Source organism: Methyloparacoccus sp. NF-16, assembly GCF_056880625.1.
Map to the genome: position 1 here is coordinate 1,472,619 of NZ_CP174130.1, position 16,467 is coordinate 1,489,085.

17 protein-coding genes are annotated in these 16,467 nt (G+C 64.4%); 14 read left to right on the forward strand and 3 right to left on the reverse strand.

Translation table 11 applies throughout. The features are described 5' to 3' along the window. The first annotated feature begins 95 nt into the window (after positions 1 to 95). Both ACH5N8_RS07140 and ACH5N8_RS07145 read left to right on the forward strand, forming a co-directional pair. Positions 96 to 1,124: an AAA family ATPase gene (locus ACH5N8_RS07140; RefSeq protein WP_483283037.1), complete on the forward strand. Its 1,029-nt coding sequence runs from the start codon at positions 96 to 98 to the stop codon at positions 1,122 to 1,124. Continuing rightward, positions 1,121 to 1,966 carry a DUF58 domain-containing protein gene (locus ACH5N8_RS07145; RefSeq protein ID WP_483283038.1) on the forward strand — a complete coding sequence of 282 codons (846 nt, stop codon included), beginning with the start codon at positions 1,121 to 1,123 and terminating at the stop codon, positions 1,964 to 1,966. Before ACH5N8_RS07140 ends, ACH5N8_RS07145 begins: the two co-directional genes overlap by 4 nt. Before the next feature lie 32 nt (positions 1,967 to 1,998). Here ACH5N8_RS07145 and mtgA read toward each other — a convergent pair whose 3' ends face one another. Together mtgA and fbaA are read right to left on the reverse strand one after the other, a co-directional pair. Then, complete coding sequence (gene mtgA, locus ACH5N8_RS07150; RefSeq protein ID WP_483283039.1) at positions 1,999 to 2,775, reverse strand: monofunctional biosynthetic peptidoglycan transglycosylase; 777 nt, start codon at positions 2,773 to 2,775, stop codon at positions 1,999 to 2,001. Between the two features lie 105 nt (positions 2,776 to 2,880). Further along, positions 2,881 to 3,960: a class II fructose-bisphosphate aldolase gene (fbaA, locus tag ACH5N8_RS07155; RefSeq protein ID WP_460027540.1), complete on the reverse strand. Its 1,080-nt coding sequence runs from the start codon at positions 3,958 to 3,960 to the stop codon at positions 2,881 to 2,883. A 154-nt stretch (positions 3,961 to 4,114) separates the two neighbouring features. On the opposite strand from fbaA, the gene ACH5N8_RS07160 reads away from it, so the two are divergent. The 12 genes from ACH5N8_RS07160 to ACH5N8_RS07215 all read left to right on the forward strand — a co-directional run bounded on the left by ACH5N8_RS07160 (position 4,115) and on the right by ACH5N8_RS07215 (position 14,494). Further along, positions 4,115 to 4,939 carry an ABC transporter ATP-binding protein gene (locus tag ACH5N8_RS07160; RefSeq protein ID WP_460027539.1) on the forward strand — a complete coding sequence of 275 codons (825 nt, stop codon included), beginning with the start codon at positions 4,115 to 4,117 and terminating at the stop codon, positions 4,937 to 4,939. Between the two features lie 32 nt (positions 4,940 to 4,971). Beyond that, positions 4,972 to 5,763 (forward strand): lipid asymmetry maintenance ABC transporter permease subunit MlaE, encoded by a 792-nt coding sequence (gene mlaE / locus ACH5N8_RS07165; protein ID WP_483283040.1) that lies wholly within the window; start codon positions 4,972 to 4,974, stop codon positions 5,761 to 5,763. A gap of 1 nt (position 5,764) precedes the next feature. Then, positions 5,765 to 6,424, forward strand: a complete 660-nt coding sequence (mlaD, locus tag ACH5N8_RS07170; RefSeq protein ID WP_483283041.1) for an outer membrane lipid asymmetry maintenance protein MlaD — start codon at positions 5,765 to 5,767, stop codon at positions 6,422 to 6,424. Between the two features lie 2 nt (positions 6,425 to 6,426). Next, on the forward strand, positions 6,427 to 6,774 hold the full coding sequence (locus ACH5N8_RS07175; protein ID WP_483283042.1) for an STAS domain-containing protein: 348 nt from the start codon (positions 6,427 to 6,429) through the stop codon (positions 6,772 to 6,774). Positions 6,775 to 6,801: 27 nt separating this feature from the next. Continuing rightward, positions 6,802 to 8,067, forward strand: coding sequence for a UDP-N-acetylglucosamine 1-carboxyvinyltransferase (gene murA, locus ACH5N8_RS07180; RefSeq protein WP_483283043.1), 1,266 nt, complete (start codon positions 6,802 to 6,804; stop codon positions 8,065 to 8,067). A gap of 7 nt (positions 8,068 to 8,074) precedes the next feature. Then, positions 8,075 to 8,716, forward strand: coding sequence for an ATP phosphoribosyltransferase (gene hisG / locus ACH5N8_RS07185; RefSeq protein WP_460027534.1), 642 nt, complete (start codon positions 8,075 to 8,077; stop codon positions 8,714 to 8,716). Next, entirely contained in the window at positions 8,710 to 10,017 is a 1,308-nt protein-coding gene (gene hisD / locus ACH5N8_RS07190) for a histidinol dehydrogenase (RefSeq protein ID WP_483283044.1), read from the forward strand. The genes hisG and hisD overlap by 7 nt, the downstream gene beginning before the upstream one ends. After that, a complete protein-coding gene (hisC, locus tag ACH5N8_RS07195; RefSeq protein WP_483283045.1) occupies positions 10,014 to 11,108 on the forward strand; it encodes a histidinol-phosphate transaminase in 1,095 nt (364 codons plus the stop codon). The genes hisD and hisC overlap by 4 nt, the downstream gene beginning before the upstream one ends. Positions 11,109 to 11,297: 189 nt before the next feature. Beyond that, on the forward strand, positions 11,298 to 11,888 hold the full coding sequence (gene petA, locus ACH5N8_RS07200) for a ubiquinol-cytochrome c reductase iron-sulfur subunit (RefSeq protein WP_460027531.1): 591 nt from the start codon (positions 11,298 to 11,300) through the stop codon (positions 11,886 to 11,888). Continuing rightward, the gene (locus ACH5N8_RS07205; RefSeq protein ID WP_460027530.1) at positions 11,889 to 13,244 is read left to right on the forward strand and encodes a cytochrome b; all 1,356 of its coding nucleotides are present in this window, start codon (positions 11,889 to 11,891) and stop codon (positions 13,242 to 13,244) included. Between the two features lie 11 nt (positions 13,245 to 13,255). Then, positions 13,256 to 13,978, forward strand: coding sequence for a cytochrome c1 (locus tag ACH5N8_RS07210; RefSeq protein WP_483283046.1), 723 nt, complete (start codon positions 13,256 to 13,258; stop codon positions 13,976 to 13,978). Between the two features lie 114 nt (positions 13,979 to 14,092). Beyond that, entirely contained in the window at positions 14,093 to 14,494 is a 402-nt protein-coding gene (locus tag ACH5N8_RS07215) for a ClpXP protease specificity-enhancing factor (protein WP_460027528.1), read from the forward strand. A 43-nt stretch (positions 14,495 to 14,537) separates the two neighbouring features. Here the strand turns inward: ACH5N8_RS07215 and ACH5N8_RS07220 are convergent, their stop codons facing one another. Then, positions 14,538 to 16,424 carry a TonB-dependent receptor plug domain-containing protein gene (locus ACH5N8_RS07220; protein WP_483283047.1) on the reverse strand — a complete coding sequence of 629 codons (1,887 nt, stop codon included), beginning with the start codon at positions 16,422 to 16,424 and terminating at the stop codon, positions 14,538 to 14,540. Between the last annotated feature and the right edge of the window lie 43 nt (positions 16,425 to 16,467).

Sequence of the window (16,467 nt, forward strand, 5' to 3'; positions counted from 1 at the left end):
GTCCACACAGAAACCCCGCTTGATGCGGGGTTTTTGCTGAGGGCCCGGGCGCAGGCTGCGATGCGATTCCTTTCGGCGATCAGGAGGCTTCCCCGATGAGCACATACGACAAGGATCAACGGCTTGCCGACTGGCGCCAGCGTGCCCTGGATTTCGAGCAGGAGATCGGCAAGGCCGTCATCGGCCTCGATCGTGCCATCCGCCAGATTCTGATCGGCATCTTCGCCCGCGGGCACATCCTGCTGGAGGGCGACGTCGGGGTTGGCAAGACCACCCTGCTGCGGGCCGTGGCGCGTGGCCTGGGTGGCGCCTACGAACGGATCGAGGGCACCATCGACCTGATGCCGGCCGATCTGGTCTATCACACCTACATCAACGAGCAGGGACGGCCACAGGTCGATCCGGGGCCCATCCTCAAGCATGGCGAACTGCTGTCGGTGTTCTTCTTCAACGAGGTCAACCGGGCGCGGCCGCAGGTCCATTCGCTGCTGCTGCGGGTCATGGCCGAGCGCAGCGTCACCGCCTTCAACCGCGAGTACCATTTTCCCTATCTGCAGATCTTCGCCGACCGCAACCGGGTCGAGCGGGAGGAAACCTTCGAGATACCTTCGGCGGCCCGCGACCGTTTTCTGATGGAGCTGCATATCGCCGCGCCCGGGGATCCCGTCCTGCAGCGCGAGCTGATGTTCAACCCGCGTTTCCACGATGTCGACCGGCTGATCGAAACCGTGCGGCCGGGTGTGATGCCCTATCGGGAAATCGCCGACATCGCGCCAGTGATCCAGAACCACATCCGCGCCAGCGAAGCCTTGCAGCAGTACGCGCTGGACCTCTGGGTGGCCACCCGCAGGCCGGCGGATTTCGGTCTGCGGCTCGACGGCGTGGACATGGATCAGCTCATCCTCGCCGGCGCCAGTCCGCGCGGTGTCAGCATGATGATGCGGGCAGCGCGCGTGAATGCCTGGCTGGAGGGACGTGGCCACATGATCCCCGAGGATGTGCAGGGCGTGTTCCGGGAAACCATCGCTCACCGGGTGTTCCTGACGCCGGTCTACGAACTGCGACGGGAGGCCATCGTCGGCGCGCTGATGGAGGGTCTGCTCCGGCAGGTGGCGGCGCCTTGATCGAGGCGTTCCACTACCGCGTTTCCTGGCGGGCCGCGAGTCCGCATCCCGGTACCCACGCCAGCAGCCAGAACGGCGGCAGCGATGAGTTCGCCGGGCTGGTTCCCTTTGTCGCCAGCCCGAATCCCCGCAACCTGGACTTGCGCGCCAGCCTTGGCGATCCCTTTGGCCAGCTCGCCGTCCGCCGCTTTCGCCAGCGCAGCCAGATTCCGGTGGTCGTCATCGCCGACCTGTCGGCATCCATGGGCTACCTTGGCACGGGCGACAAGGCGGCGACGGTTGCGCAATTCGTCGCCTCGGCAGCCTGGTCCGCCTTCCGGCAAGGCGACCGGTTCGGTTTCATCGCCGGCGACGAGCATCTGCATGAAGCGCTCTTTCTGCCCACCCGCCTGTACAAGGGCGGCGTGCCGGAGCTGGTCGAGCGCCTCGCCCTGGTTGCGCGCCAGGGGCGTTCGGCGGCCTCCCTGCGGCAGGCGGCGCAGCACCTCGGCAGGCAGCGTGCGCTGGTATTCCTGGTGTCGGATTTCCATTTTCCGCTGCAGGAGGCGCAGGCGCTTCTGGCCAGCCTGGCCCGGCACGATGTCGTACCAGTCGTCGTCTGGGACAGCGCCGAGTATGACCAGCTGCCGGAATGGGGCCTGGTCCTGGTCGAGGATCCGGAAACCGGCGGCCGGCGCCGGTTGTTCATGCGGCCGGCACTCAAGGCGCGCTTTCGCCAGCGCTTCGGCGAGCGCCGGGAGCTGCTGTCGGACAGCTTCCGCCGTCAGGGGCGCCCGCCGTTCTTCCTGATCGACCGCTTCGAGGCCGATGCCATGACGCGGTACTTCCTGTCCGGATTCTGACGCTTTGCCCTGCCGCTTGCCGGCAGTCCGGGTCACAGTTCATCCAGCACGTGGCGGCCGCCGAGGATGCGCATCTGCCCCTGGATCCATGCCTTGCGCTTCTGCACGTAGCGGGAGGGATCGTCGACGTGCAGGCGCTTCGGGTTGGGCAGGACGGCCGCCAGCCGTGCGGCCTCCTCGCTATTGAGGCGGGCGGCAGCCTTGTGGAAGAACATCTGCGCGGCAGCCTCGACACCGTAGATCCCGTCGCCGAATTCGGCGATGTTGAGATAGACCTCCAGGATGCGCTGCTTCGGCCAGCTGAGTTCGACCAGCAGGGTAAAGTAGGCTTCCAGAATCTTCCGCAGGTAGCTTCGGCCCGGATAGAGGAACAGGTTCTTGGCCGTCTGCTGGGTGATGGTGCTGCCCCCGCGCAGTGGCTTGCCGGCCCGGTTTCTCTCCAGTGCCTGTTCCATGGCCTTGAAGTCGAAGCCGAGATGCCGGGCGAAGGTCTGGTCCTCCGAGGCAACCACCGCCAGCTTGGCCTGCGGCGAGATGGCATCCCAGCCGACCCATCGGTAGTGGATGCGGTACTGACGGTCGCCGTCGAGCAGGGCCGAGGCGCGTTCGATCAGCATGAACATGCTGGTGGGCGGTGGCAGCCAGCGCAGGACCAGGACCGGTATGGCGCTGAGCAGGAACAGGCTGGCGGCCAGCCAGCGCAGCCGTCTGCCCCATGACCCTCCACGGACGCCGGGGGGCGCGCTGCGGGAGACGGGCAGGGGCCTGGGAGGATGTGCCGGTTTCTTGCGGGACTGGGTGCGCGACATGCGGGCAGCCGGGATTTTACGGGGGAGCTTGCCGCCGGGAAGCGGCGTTCCGGGCGCAAAAAAGCCGGGTTGCGGCAAGCAACCCGGCCCTGGGGAATCCGCGGATTACAGGACGTTCAGCGCATTCAGGTCGGCATAGGCCTGCTGCAGGCGATCGACCATGCTGGTCTGGGCGGCACGAATCCAGACGCGTGGGTCGTAGTACTTCTTGTTCGGCTTGTCGTCACCCTCGGGGTTGCCGATCTGGCCTTGCAGGTAGCCTTCGTTCTTTTTGTAGAACTGCCGGATGCCATCCCAGTAAGCCCACTGCGTATCGGTGTCGATGTTCATCTTGATGACGCCGTAGCTGATCGACTCGCGGATTTCCTCCTGGGTCGAGCCGGAGCCGCCGTGGAAGACGAAGTTGAGGCTGTTGGCCGGCAGGTTGTACTTCTCGGAAACGTGCTTCTGCGAATCGCGCAGGATGGTCGGAGTCAGCTTGACATTGCCCGGCTTGTAGACGCCATGGACGTTGCCGAAGGAAGCGGCAATGGTGAAGTTGGGGCTGATCTTCGACAGGTGCTCGTAGGCATAGGCCACGTCCGCCGGCTGGGTGTAGAGCATGGAATGATCCATGCCGCTGTTGTCGACGCCGTCTTCCTCGCCGCCGGTGCAGCCGAGTTCGATTTCCAGGGTCATGCCCATCTTCGCCATGCGGGCCAGATACTTGGCACAGATTTCGATGTTCTCCTGCAGGCTCTCCTCGGACAGGTCGAGCATGTGCGAGCTGAACAGCGGCTTGCCGGTCTCGGCGAAGAACTTCTCGCCATGATCCAGCAGGCCATCGATCCACGGCAGCAGTTTCTTGGCCGCGTGGTCGGTGTGGACGATGACCGGAACGCCATAATGCTCGGCCATCAGGTGGACATGCTTGGCGCCGGAGACGGCACCCAGGATCTGGGCCTGCTGGCCTTCGAGCTTGACGCCCTTGCCGGCGACGAACTGGGCGCCACCATTGGAAAACTGGATGATCACGGCGGACTGGGCCTTGGCGGCGGCTTCCAGCACGGCGTTGATCGAGTCAGTGCTGATGACGTTGACCGCCGGCAGGGCGAACTGGTGTTCCTTGGCGAAAGCGAAGACTTTCTGGACGTCCGCACCGGTGACGACGCCCGGCTTGACAATGTCTAGGAGTTTTTTTGACATCTCGGTTTTCCGTAATGGCAGGTTTGGGAAGCCGGTAAATATACCAGAATCGATATTCCCGAAGCACCCATCCAACGGGCCGTCAAGTTGACGCGGCGGCCGGCGGCGGCCAGAATACGCGCCATTTGCGCTGACCTCGGGTCCCCTTTCGCGAATGATGCAGCAGCCGTTTGCCGATGACGAGATTCTGGTCTCGATTCGCGGATTGACCTTTGGGTGGGGCTCGCGGCTCATCTTCGACGACGTCAACCTGGATATTCCGCGCGGGGGCATCACGGCCATCATGGGACCCAGCGGGACCGGCAAGACCACCCTGCTCAAGCTGATCGGCGGACAGCTGCGGCCGCAGCGCGGCACCATCCGCGTCGATGGCCACGATGTCCATGCGCTCGGACTCAGGGCGCTCTACGCATTGCGCAAGCGCATGGGCATGCTGTTCCAGAGCGGGGCGTTGCTGACCGATCTCAGCGTCTTCGAGAATGTCGCCTTTCCCCTGCGCGAACATACGCGCCTGCCCGAATCCATGATCCGCAGCCTGGTGCTGATGAAACTGGAAGCCGTGGGGCTGCGTGGCGCCCGCGACCTGATGCCGGCCCAGCTTTCCGGCGGCATGGCCCGCCGCGTGGCGCTGGCGCGCGCCATCGCCCTGGACCCCATGATGCTGATGTACGACGAGCCCTTCACCGGCCAGGATCCCATCTCGATGGGCGTACTGGTGAAACTGATCCACGACCTGAACACGGAACTGGGCTTGACCAGCATCGTGGTATCGCATGATGTCGAGGAAACCGCGGCCATCGCCGATTACATCTATCTGATTTCCGGCGGCAAGGTGGTGGGACAGGGAACGCCGGCCGCCGTGGCCGATTCCGCTTCACCCTGGATACGACAGTTCATGCATGGCGATCCGGACGGTCCGGTACCGTTCCACTATCCGGCCGCCGACTACCACAGCGACCTGCTCGGCCAGGCCGCCTGACGCTCGATTGCGGGCGCTCCGATACATCAACCATGATCAACCGGTTCACGGGCATCTTCCAGCGGCTGGGGCGCGAGACCCTGAAATCCCTGCGCAAGCTTGGGCGCGGGCATGTGTTCCTCATCCACATGCTGGCCGGTCTGGGCGAGCTGTTGCGGCGCCCGCGGCTCCTGGTCGCCCAGCTGTACTCGGTCGGCGTCCTCACCGTGCTGCTGATCACGGTCTCGGGCCTGTTCGTCGGCATGGTGCTCGCCTTGCAGGGTTACAATGTGCTGTCCGACTTCGGCGCCGAGGAATCCTTGGGGGTGATGGTGGCCGCCTCCCTGGTGCGTGAACTGGGGCCGGTGGTCACGGCCTTGCTTTTCTCCGGCCGGGCGGGCTCGGCCCTGACCGCCGAGATCGGCCTCATGAAAGCCACCGAGCAGCTGTCCGGCATGGAAATGATGGCCGTCGATCCGGTCAGGCGCCTGATCGCGCCGCGCTTCTTCGCCGGTGTCCTGTCGATGCCGCTGCTGGCCGGCCTGTTCACCGCGGTCGGCGTCCTGGGGGGCTATTTCGTCGGTGTGGGCCTCCTGGGTGTGGATCAGGGGCCTTTCTGGTCGCAGATGCAGGCCAAGATCGATTTTTACGATGACAGCGTCAATGGATTCATCAAGAGCCTGGTGTTCGGGGTGATCGTGACCTGGATCGCCGTTTTCGAGGGCTATGATGCCTTGCCGACTGCCGAGGGCGTCAGCCGCGCCACGACCCGCTCGGTGGTGCATTCGGCCTTTGCCGTGCTGGGGTCGGATTTCGTGCTCACCGCGCTAATGTTTGGGGATTGACATGCAAGCCTCCAGGGCTGTTGAAATTTGGGTGGGCGTGTTCGTCGCGCTGGGCCTCCTGAGTCTGTTCTTCGTGGCCATGCAGGTCAGCAATCTGGGTGAATTCCGCTCGGCCAAGGGCAGCTATGTCGTCAGGGCCCATTTCGGCAACATCGGTGGCCTGCGGGTGCGGGCGCCGGTCTCCATGGCCGGGGTGACGGTGGGCCGGGTGGAGCGCATCGGCTTCGACGCCAAGCGCTACGAGGCTATCGTCGACATGCGCATCGACCCCGCATTCAGCAACCTGCCCGAGGATACCAGCGCCAGCATCCTCACCGCCGGCCTGCTGGGCGAACAGTACGTGGGCCTGTCGCCGGGCGGCTCGGACGACTATCTCAAGGATGGCGACGAGATCGAGCTGACGCAGTCGGCCATGGTGCTGGAACAGCTCATCAGCCGGTTTCTGTTCAACAAGGCGGAAGAGGGCACGGGCAAGGCGGCCCAATCCGCAACCGATGCCAAGGCTGATAGCCTGGCGGGCAAGGCCGACACGGCTGCCGCCGCGAAGCTGGCCGGACCGGCCGCCAGGTCCCAGGCGAGGCCGCCTGCTGCCCGGGCGGCAGCGAGGGCCGGCGACAGGGCACCGGCGGAGTCGAAGCCGGCGTCGAAAAAACCGCATTGACCATGTCTTCCGCTGCGGGCACGGCTGCCGGCCTGGCGTTCGAAGGCGTCGCCGGCGAGGGGCGCTACCGGCTGCTCGGCGACATGAGCTTCGACACGGCTGTCCCCGCATTGCGCCAGGCCGAGCCCCTGTTCCGCGGGGGGATGCCGCTGGTATTCGATCTCGCTGGCGTGACCCGCGCCGACAGCGCGGGGGTCGGTCTGCTCATCGAATGGCTGCGGCTGGCCCGGCAGGCAGGCTGCCCGCTGCACTACGCGAACCTGCCGGAACCGCTGCGCGCCATGGTGCGGGTATGCGGGATCGCGGACATGCTGCCGCTCGAAACGCCGCCGCCCTTCCTCCCTGACTGAATTCAACTCGAGGCAAGAGACTCACTGATGGACAAGCTTCTGATCACCGGCGGCATTCCCCTGAACGGGGAGTTGCGCGTATCCGGCGCCAAAAATGCCGCGCTGCCGATCCTGGCCGGCACCCTGCTTTCGGAGACGCCAGTGAGCGTCGGCAACGTCCCCCACCTGCTCGACATCACCACCACCATGGAACTGCTCGGGCGCATGGGCATCGGCCTGACGGTCGACGAGAAGCTCAACATCGAGGTCGACACCCGCAGCATCGGCAGCTACCTGGCGCCCTACGATCTGGTCAAGACCATGCGCGCCTCCATCCTGGTGCTGGGGCCACTGGTCGCGCGTTTCGGCCAGGCGGAGGTGTCGCTGCCCGGCGGCTGCGCCATCGGCGGCCGGCCGGTCAACCTGCACTTGCAGGGATTGGCGCAGATGGGCGCCGAGATCGACGTGCGCAACGGCTACATCCACGCCCGCGCCAAGCGCCTGAAAGGCTGCCGGCTGGTGCTGGACCTGGTCACCGTGACCGGCACCGAAAACCTGATGATGGCGGCCACCCTGGCCGAGGGCACCACCGTCATCGAGAATGCGGCACGCGAGCCGGAGGTGGTGGACCTCGCCAACTTCCTCAACATGATGGGCGCCAGGATTCACGGTGCCGGGACCGACGTGCTCGAAATCGAGGGCGTCCCGTCGCTGTCGGCTGACGGTCGCCTTTACCGCGTGATGCCGGACCGCATCGAGGCCGGTACCTATCTGGTGGCCGCGGCGATCACCGGAGGCCGGCTGAAGCTGAAGGATGTGCGGCCCGAGATTCTCGACGCCGTGCTGCAGAAGCTGCGCGAGGCCGGCGCCCGCATCAGCGTCACCGACGACACCGTCGAGCTGGACATGGGCGGGCAGCGCCCGCATGCCGTCTCCATCCGCACGGCGCCCTATCCGGCCTTCCCGACTGACATGCAGGCCCAGTTCATGGCCCTGAACGCGGTCGCCGATGGTGTCGGCGTGATTACCGAAACCATCTTCGAGAACCGCTTCATGCATGTGCAGGAAATGCAGCGCATGGGGGCCGACATCACCGTCGAGTCGCACACCGCCATCATCCGCGGCAAACCGGCCCTGACCGGCGCGCCGGTGATGGCGACCGATCTCCGCGCCTCGGCCAGCCTGGTGCTGGCAGGGCTGGTCGCGGAAGGGCAGACCATGGTCGACCGCATCTACCATATCGATCGCGGCTACGAATGCATCGAAGAGAAACTGTCACAACTGGGCGCGGAAATCCGCCGCGTGCCGCAATAATCCGACCATGCTGACACTCGCCTTATCCAAGGGCCGCATCTACGACGAGGCCGTCGCCCTCCTGGCCCGCATCGGCATCGAACCCACCGTCGATCCCGGCAAGAGCCGCAAGCTGATCCTGCCGTCCAATCGCGCCGGGCTGCAATTTCTCATCATCCGCGCCAGCGACGTGCCCACCTATGTCGAATACGGCGCCGCCGATCTGGGCATCGCCGGCAAGGATGTGCTGGCCGAGTACGACGCAACCGGGCTCTACGAGCCGCTTGACCTGGGCATCGCCCGTTGCCGGCTGATGACCGCTGGCCGGCCCGGCCTGAGTTTCAAGCCCGGCAGCCGGCCGCGGGTTGCCACCAAGTACGTCAAGACCGCGCACCGCTATTTCGCGTCGCTGGGCATCCAGGCCGAGATCATCAAGCTCTATGGCTCGATGGAACTGGCGCCGCTGGTGGGGCTGGCCGACTGCATCGTCGACGTCGTCGATACCGGCAAGACCCTCAAGGCTAATGGCCTGGAGCCGCTGGAGCTGATCATGGACGTGAGCAGTCGGCTGATCCTCAACAAGGCCGCCATGAAGATGAAACATGCCGAAGTCACCGGCTTCATTGCCGAACTGCGCCAGGCGCTGGCACAGGAGGGGACACCATGCTGAACCTGCGCCGCCTCGATAGCCGGGATCCCGATTTCGACCAGCGCCTGCAGGCGCTGCTGGCCTACGACGAGACCTCGGACGCCGATGTCCATGCGCGGGTAAGGGCCATCATCGGCGATATCCGCCAGCGGGGCGACGAGGCCCTGCTGGAGCTGACCCGCCGCTTCGACCGTTTCGACCCGGGCAGCGAGGAAGGTCTGGAACTCGACCCGGCTGTCCTGCGCACCGCCTGGGAGGGGCTGTCCCCGGCGCTGGCGGATGCGCTCGAAACCGCCGCCGCCCGTATCCGCGCCTATGCCGAGCACCAGAAGCTCTCCTCCTGGCAATACACCGAGGCCGATGGCACGCGGCTGGGACAGCAGGTCACCCCGCTCGACCGGGTCGGACTCTATGTGCCGGGTGGCAAGGCCGCCTACCCGTCGTCGGTGCTCATGAATGCCATTCCGGCTCATGTCGCCGGGGTGCCGGAGATCGTCATGGTGACGCCGACCCCCGGCGGCGAGCTCAACCCGCTGGTGCTGGCTGCCGCGCACCTGGCTGGCGTCAGCCGTGTCTTCCGCATCGGCGGCGCACAGGCGGTGGCGGCACTGGCCTATGGCACGGCGCGGGTGCCGCGGGTGGACAAGATCGTCGGTCCCGGCAACATCTATGTGGCCACCGCCAAGCAGCTGGTCTTCGGCCAGGTGGGCATCGACATGATCGCCGGTCCCTCGGAGATTCTGGTCATCTGCGACGGCAGGACCGATCCCGACTGGATCGCGATGGACCTGTTCTCGCAGGCCGAGCATGACGAGGACGCCCAGGCCATCCTCGTCGCCACCGATACCGCTTTCCTCGATGCCGTGGACGCCAGCATCGGGAAACTGCTGCCAACGATGGAGCGGGCCGAGGTGATCCAGACCTCGCTGGCCTCGCGCGGCGCCCTGATTGCCGTACCGGACCTGGATACGGCTGCCGCGGTGGCCAATCGCATCGCTCCCGAGCATCTGGAGCTTTCCGTCGCCGATCCCGAGGCGCTGGCGGCCCGTATCCGCAATGCCGGCGCCATCTTCATGGGCCGTCACACGGCCGAGGCGCTGGGGGATTACTGCGCCGGCCCGAACCATGTGCTGCCCACGGCCGGCACGGCCCGGTTTTCCTCCCCGCTGGGCGTGTACGATTTCCAGAAGCGGTCGAGCCTGATCTTCTGTTCGCCCGAGGGTTCGGATACCCTGGCGCGCACCGCGTCCGTGCTCGCGCGCGGCGAGGGCCTGAGCGCTCACGCCCGCTCCGCCGAGTATCGCTTGAGGCCGTCGCCATGAGCCGCGCCGATTCCCGCCTCGAGGCCCTGCTGCGACCGGAGGTCAGGGCGCTTGCCGCCTACCATGTGCCGGATGCGCGCGGCTACATCAAGCTGGATGCCATGGAAAACCCCTACGCCTGGCCAGAGGAAACCACCCGCCTGTGGCTGGAACGGTTGCGCGGCGCGGAACCCAATCGCTACCCCGACCCGGTCTGCGGCAACCTGAAAAGGGCGCTCAAGGCGGCCAATGGCGTTCCTGGGGATGCCGAGCTGTTGCTGGGCAACGGGTCCGACGAGATCATCCAGATTCTGCTGATGGCCCTGAAGCCGGGATCGGTGGTCATGGCCCCGGTGCCGACGTTCGTGATGTACCGGCAGCTCGCCGTCAGCCTGGCGCTGCCGTTCGTCGGCGTGCCGCTCCGGGCCGGGGATTTCGCGCTGGACATCGGCGCTTTCCTCGCCGCCATGGCGGAACACCGGCCGGCCATCGTTTTCCTGGCCTATCCCAACAATCCCACCGGCAACCTGTTCGATGCCGCCGACGTGGCACGGATACTCGATGCTGCGCCAGGTCTGGTCGTGCTGGACGAGGCCTATGCACCCTATGCCGATGCCGGATTCATGGATCGCGTGGGGCAGTACGACAACCTGCTGGTGATGCGCACCCTTTCCAAGCTGGGGCTGGCGGGCTTGCGGCTGGGCTTTCTGGCGGGGCCGCCGGACTGGATCCGGGAACTGGACAAGCTGCGCCTGCCATACAACATCAATGTGCTGACCCAGCTCAGCGCCGAGTTCGCGCTGGAGCAGCAGGCGGTGTTCGCTGCCCAGGTCGCCGCCATTCGCGAGGATCGCGCGCGGCTGGCAGCGGCCTTGGCGGAGATTGCGGCGGTCCGGGTTTATGACAGCCAGGCCAATTTTCTCCTGCTGCGTTTGCTGCGCCATGACGCCGACCGGGTATTCGAGGCGCTCAAGGCGGCCGGCGTGCTGATCAAGAACCTGCACCCGGCCGGGGGGGCGCTTAGTCAGTGCCTGCGGGTCACGGTCGGCAAGCCGGAGGAAAACCAGCGCTTCCTCACCGCCTTCCGGCAGGCGCTGGCCGAGACGGCTTAGCGCTCCCCGGGTCTCGGGCGATGTCCCGTAACGGGGATGATCGGGTTTTTCTTGACCCTCGTGGCGATCTCCCACAAAATCCTACCCAGAAGTCTCAGGGAAACAATGAATTTCAATCCGGGACCGGCAAGCTGGCATCGAGGCATGTCAGCCCTGTCCGTCGGTTCCTTCCCGTAATGGAGTATCTGCATGATCAATGGCGTGGATAACGAAAAGCGCCGGTTTCTGACGAAGGCGGCCACTGTGGTGGGCGCCGTGGGGGCGGGATTCGTGGCCGTGCCTTTCATATCCTCAATGCAACCCAGCGCCAAGGCGGAAGCCATGGGCGCCCCGGTGGAGGTGGATATCGCCGGCCTGGAGCCGGGCCAGCGCGTTGTGGTGCTGTGGCGCGGCAAGCCTGTCTGGGTGGTGCGGCGGACCCCCGAGGCGCTGGCAAATCTGCCGCAACTCGACCCGGTGCTGCTGGATCCCAAGTCGGAGCAGTCGGAGCAGCCGGCGGCGGCCCGCAACGAGTCACGCGCCATCAGACCCGAGGTCTTCGTGGCCATCGGTGTCTGCACGCATCTGGGCTGCTCGCCCACCTACCGTCCGGATATCGCCCCGGCGGACCTCGGTTCCGACTGGAAGGGCGGCTTCTTCTGCCCCTGCCATGGTTCGAAGTTCGATATGGCCGGCCGGGTCTACAAGGGCGTGCCGGCCCCCGTCAATCTGGAAATCCCACCTTATTACTTTGCCAGCGAGACCCGTATCGTGGTCGGCCTGGACGGAGAGAAAGCCTAAATGAGTCAGAGGGGCACTAGCTTTCGCGAGTGGCTGGACGAGCGTCTGCCGATCGGCAAGTTTCTGGAAGATCAACTGCTGAAATACTACGCGCCGAAGAATTTCAATTTCCTGTACTTCTTCGGCTCACTGGCTCTCCTGGTGCTGGTCAACCAGATTCTCACCGGCATCTGGCTTGCCATGCACTTCAAGCCTGCCGCCGATCTGGCGTTCGACTCGGTCGAGTACATCATGCGTGACGTCAGCTGGGGCTGGCTGTTGCGCTACCTGCATTCCACGGGGGCCTCGTTGTTCTTCGTGGTCATCTACATGCACATGTTCCGGGGGATTTTCTACGGGTCCTTCAAGAAGCCGCGCGAGCTGCTGTGGCTGTTCGGCATGGTCATCTTCGTGCTGCTGATGGCGGAAGCCTTCATGGGTTACCTTCTCCCGTGGGGGCAGATGTCCTATTGGGGCGCCCAGGTCATCATCTCGCTGTTCGGGGCCATCCCGGTCGTGGGCGAGGAGCTGGCCACCTGGGTTCGTGGCGACTATGTGATCGCGGATGCGACTCTGAACCGCTTCTTCGCCCTGCACGTCGTCGGCGTGCCGCTGGCCATCCTGGCGCTGGTCGTGCTGCACCTGGCCGCCCTGCGTACCACCGGCTCGAACAATCCGGACGGAATCGAGATCAAGAAGAACCGCGATCTCGTGGGCATTCCCCGGGACGGGATTCCCTTCCACCCGTACTACACGGTGAAGGATCTCTACGTCGCCGGACTGTTCATCACCATCTTCGCCTGGATCGTCTTCTATACGCCCGAAATGGGCGGGCTTTTCCTCGAACACCCCAACTTCGAGCCGGCCGACCCGATGAAGACCCCGGAGCATATCCAGCCGGTGTGGTACTTCACGCCGTTCTACTCGATCCTGCGGGCGATACCGAGCAAGCTGGGCGGCGTTCTGGCGATGGGCGCGTCGATTGTGGTGCTGTTCCTGCTGCCGTGGCTGGACCGTTGCCCGGTAAAGTCGATCCGCTATCGCAGCCCCCTGTTCAAGCTGGCTCTGACGGCCTTCGTCATCAGCTTCCTGGGTCTCGGCGTTCTGGGCACCAAGCCTGTCACCGAAACCTACACCCTGATGGCGCGGGTGTTCTCCGGCATCTACTTCGCTTTCTTCCTGCTGTTGCCGTTGTTCTCATCGGTGGAAATCACCAAGCCTGTGCCCGAGCGCCTGACGGAGCCCGTCATCCCCCTGTCGAAGCGTGAAGGATTCCAATGGCGTCTGATCGAGGATGGCTTGCGTGCGGTCGAACACGCGCCGCTGGTCATCAGGTGCCGGGAAGCCCTGTCGAAAGTGCTCGGGAAAAATTCGTGAAGTTCAACCGCATGAAACAAGCATTCGCAATCCTTCTCCTGTCTGCCGCCTCGCTGGGAGCCAGGGCCGAGTCGGGCGTCGGGCTGGAACATGCCGATGTCGACGTCTTCGATCAACTCTCGGTGATCCGCGGCGCAGGCCATTTCGCCAATTATTGCCTGGGTTGTCATGGCCTCAAGCAGATCCGCTATTCCCGCATCGCCAAGGATCTGCATGTCAGCGAGGACAAGCTGCGCGAATTCTTCCTGCACGGCGATGCCAAGATCCACGAACCCGTGCACACGGCGATGGGGGCCGAGGATGCCAAGCTCGCCTTCGGGGTCGAGCCGCCAGATTTGTCCCTGATCGTTCGCGCCCGTGGCGCCGACTGGGTATACAGCTACCTGAAGGGTTTCTACGAGGATTCCGGGCGCCCCTTCGGTGTCAACAATCTGTTGGCGCCCAATGTGGCCATGCCTAACCCGTTGTGGCAGCTGCAGGGCCCGCAGGCACCGGAGATGGGCCGGGTGGATGGCAAGCTGGAGGTCGTCGGCGTCAAGCGCACCGGGCCCGGAGCGATGAGTCCCCGCGAGTTCGACAGGGCGCTGAACGACCTGGTCAGCTTTCTCGCCTATGTCGGCGAGCCGTCCGCCTTGCAGCGGATACCGCTGGGCAAGTACGTGATCGCCTTCATGCTGTTGCTGACCTACATTTTCTACCGGCTCAAGAAGGAATACTGGAAGGATATCGACTGATCTTTCCGGGTCGGCCGGCCAGGCATACCCTCATTCCATTCGCCGAGCATGTTCTACGAGGCGGGACGACCTGATCTTGCAGGTCGGCCCGCTGATTGTCTTTTCCAGCCACGCATGAGTTCGTTGAAGCCCTATCTGATCCGGGCCATCTATGATTGGATCGTCGACAACCATTTCACGCCTTACCTGCTGGTCAACGCCGAGGCAGAGGGGACGGTGGTGCCCCGTGCCTATGTTCAGGATGGGCGTATCGTGCTCAATATCCGGCCCGAGGCCGTACAGGGGCTCTCGCTTGGCAACGACCATGTGCTCTTCAGCGCCCGTTTTGGCGGCAAGCCCATGCAGGTGGACGTGCCGATGCGGGCCGTTCTGGCGCTTTATGCGCAGGAAAACGGCCGTGGCATGATCTTCGACGAGGAGGAGGACGGCGATGAGACACAGCCGCCGACGCCACCCGAACCCACGGCGCCCACGCCTCCCCCGCGCAGGAAACCAACCCTCAAGGTCGTCAAGTAGACGCGCATCCCGGCCCCCCTGGGGCCGGGCTCGCGCCAGGGCCTCAGTAGGTCACCGTCACGCCGGCATAGCCGGCCAGGCGGGTCGTGCCGTAGCCATAGACTTCCTGATATTCCTTGTTGAACAGGTTGTCGATGCGGGCGAACAGCTTCACATAGGGATTGAGGTTGTAGCTCCCGGCCAGATTGGCGATGGCGTAGGCCGGCACGCGGGTGTCCAGGACACCGTCCTTTTCGCCGACGGCAATCACCACCAGATTCATGTCGGCATCCTTGAGGAAGCGGTAGTTGGCCTCGAAATTGCCTTTATCCCGTGGTCGATTGACCAGCGCCTTGCCGGTGTTTTCATTCAGGGTTGCATTGAAGGTGTAATTACCCCGCAGGGTCAGATTCTCGATCGGATTGACCTGGAAAAAGGCTTCCACACCTTCGGCCCGCGCACTTTCGATGTTTTCCGCCTTGAACCAGTTCGCTGGATTGGCCTGGATCAGGTTGTCGAAGTGGTTGTTGAAATAGGTGGCGCCAAACTGGATGCGCCGCTCCAGAAACGCCTGCTCGAAACCCACGTCCCAGTTGCGACTGGTCTCCGGTGAAAGCTCGGGGTTGCCATAGAAGGGGGCGTAGAGTTCATACAGGGTCGGTACCTTGAAGCCGGTACCATAGTTTCCTTTCAGCTTGGTGCCGGTCTCGTCGATCAGGACCGCCTCGGTAACGCTCCAGGTCACCTTGCTGCCGACCCGATTGTTCTCGGCATAGCGAACGGAGGCCGTGGTGTAGGAACGGTCAAGCAGGTCGAACTGGTCCGATAGGTAATAGCCCTGGGTGTTGTAGTTCTGGCTGCCGATGCCCTCGCTCTGGTTGACCAGCGTATCCTCCTCGTCCTCGAGCCCGAGCGTCAGCGTGTTGTCCTCCGGCAGGTGCAGGATGTGCTGCCAGTCACCCTTGAGCTTGGTGCCCTCGTAGGTGCCGGAAAGGTCGAAGGGCAGGGCGGGGTCCCAGTTGTTGTAGTCGCGGTTGGTCTGGCCGTAGGCCACGCCCAGCGTCTGTTCCCACAGGTTGTCGAGAAGCTTGAAGTGCGTGAAGCCGCGGGTGTACAGCTCGCCGGTCGTGCCGGTGTAGTTGAGGGCGTCGGTGGGCGCGTTGGGCCGGATGGGATCGCCGAACATGTAGTCCAGGGCGCTTTTCCCGTGGTTGTAACGAAGGTTGACGCCGAAATCGAGGTTTTGCAGGGCCTGATAGCCTGCCCGGCCATCGACCGTGGTGTTGCGGTACCAGTCGCGTTCCGGATTGTCCCAGAGATAGTCGGCAGCGGAAAATCCGTGCGTCTGGGTTTCGCTGGCTGTCAGTGCGTAATTGAAGTCGTCCAGTTCCCCGGCGGCCGACCCCAGCACCTTGAAGGTGTCGTAACTGCCGCCCTGGGACGACAGGCTGAACTTGGGGGCTCCCTTGCCCTTCTTGGTCACGATGTTGATGACACCGCCGATGGCATCCGAGCCATACAGCGCACTCTCGCCGCCGCGCAGGATTTCGATGCGTTCGATATTGTCGACGGTAAGGTTGGCGAAATCGAAGGCACCGACCGGCGACGACGGATCGTTCATTTCCACCATGTCGATCAGCACCAGGGTCTGGCCTGAACCCGCGCCGCGGGTATAGACGCTGGTCATGCGGCCCATGCCGCCACTGTTGAGGATATCGAGGCCGGGGACCAGTCGCAGGGCATCGGCCACGCTCAGAACCTGCCGCTTCTGGATATCATCGGCGGTGATCACGGTAATCGAGGTTCCCGACTGTTGCATCGACGATTCGTAGCGGTTGGCCGTGACGACGGTGGTTTCCAGTTCGGGTACGGCATCTTCCGCCGTCGAGGCGACGAGCGCCGGCGAGGCGGCTGCAAGCAGCAGGGTGGAGGGTAGGTGAAAGCGGTTCATCTCAATGCTGTCTGTGTTCCGTTGTGCCGCGCACACCCGCACG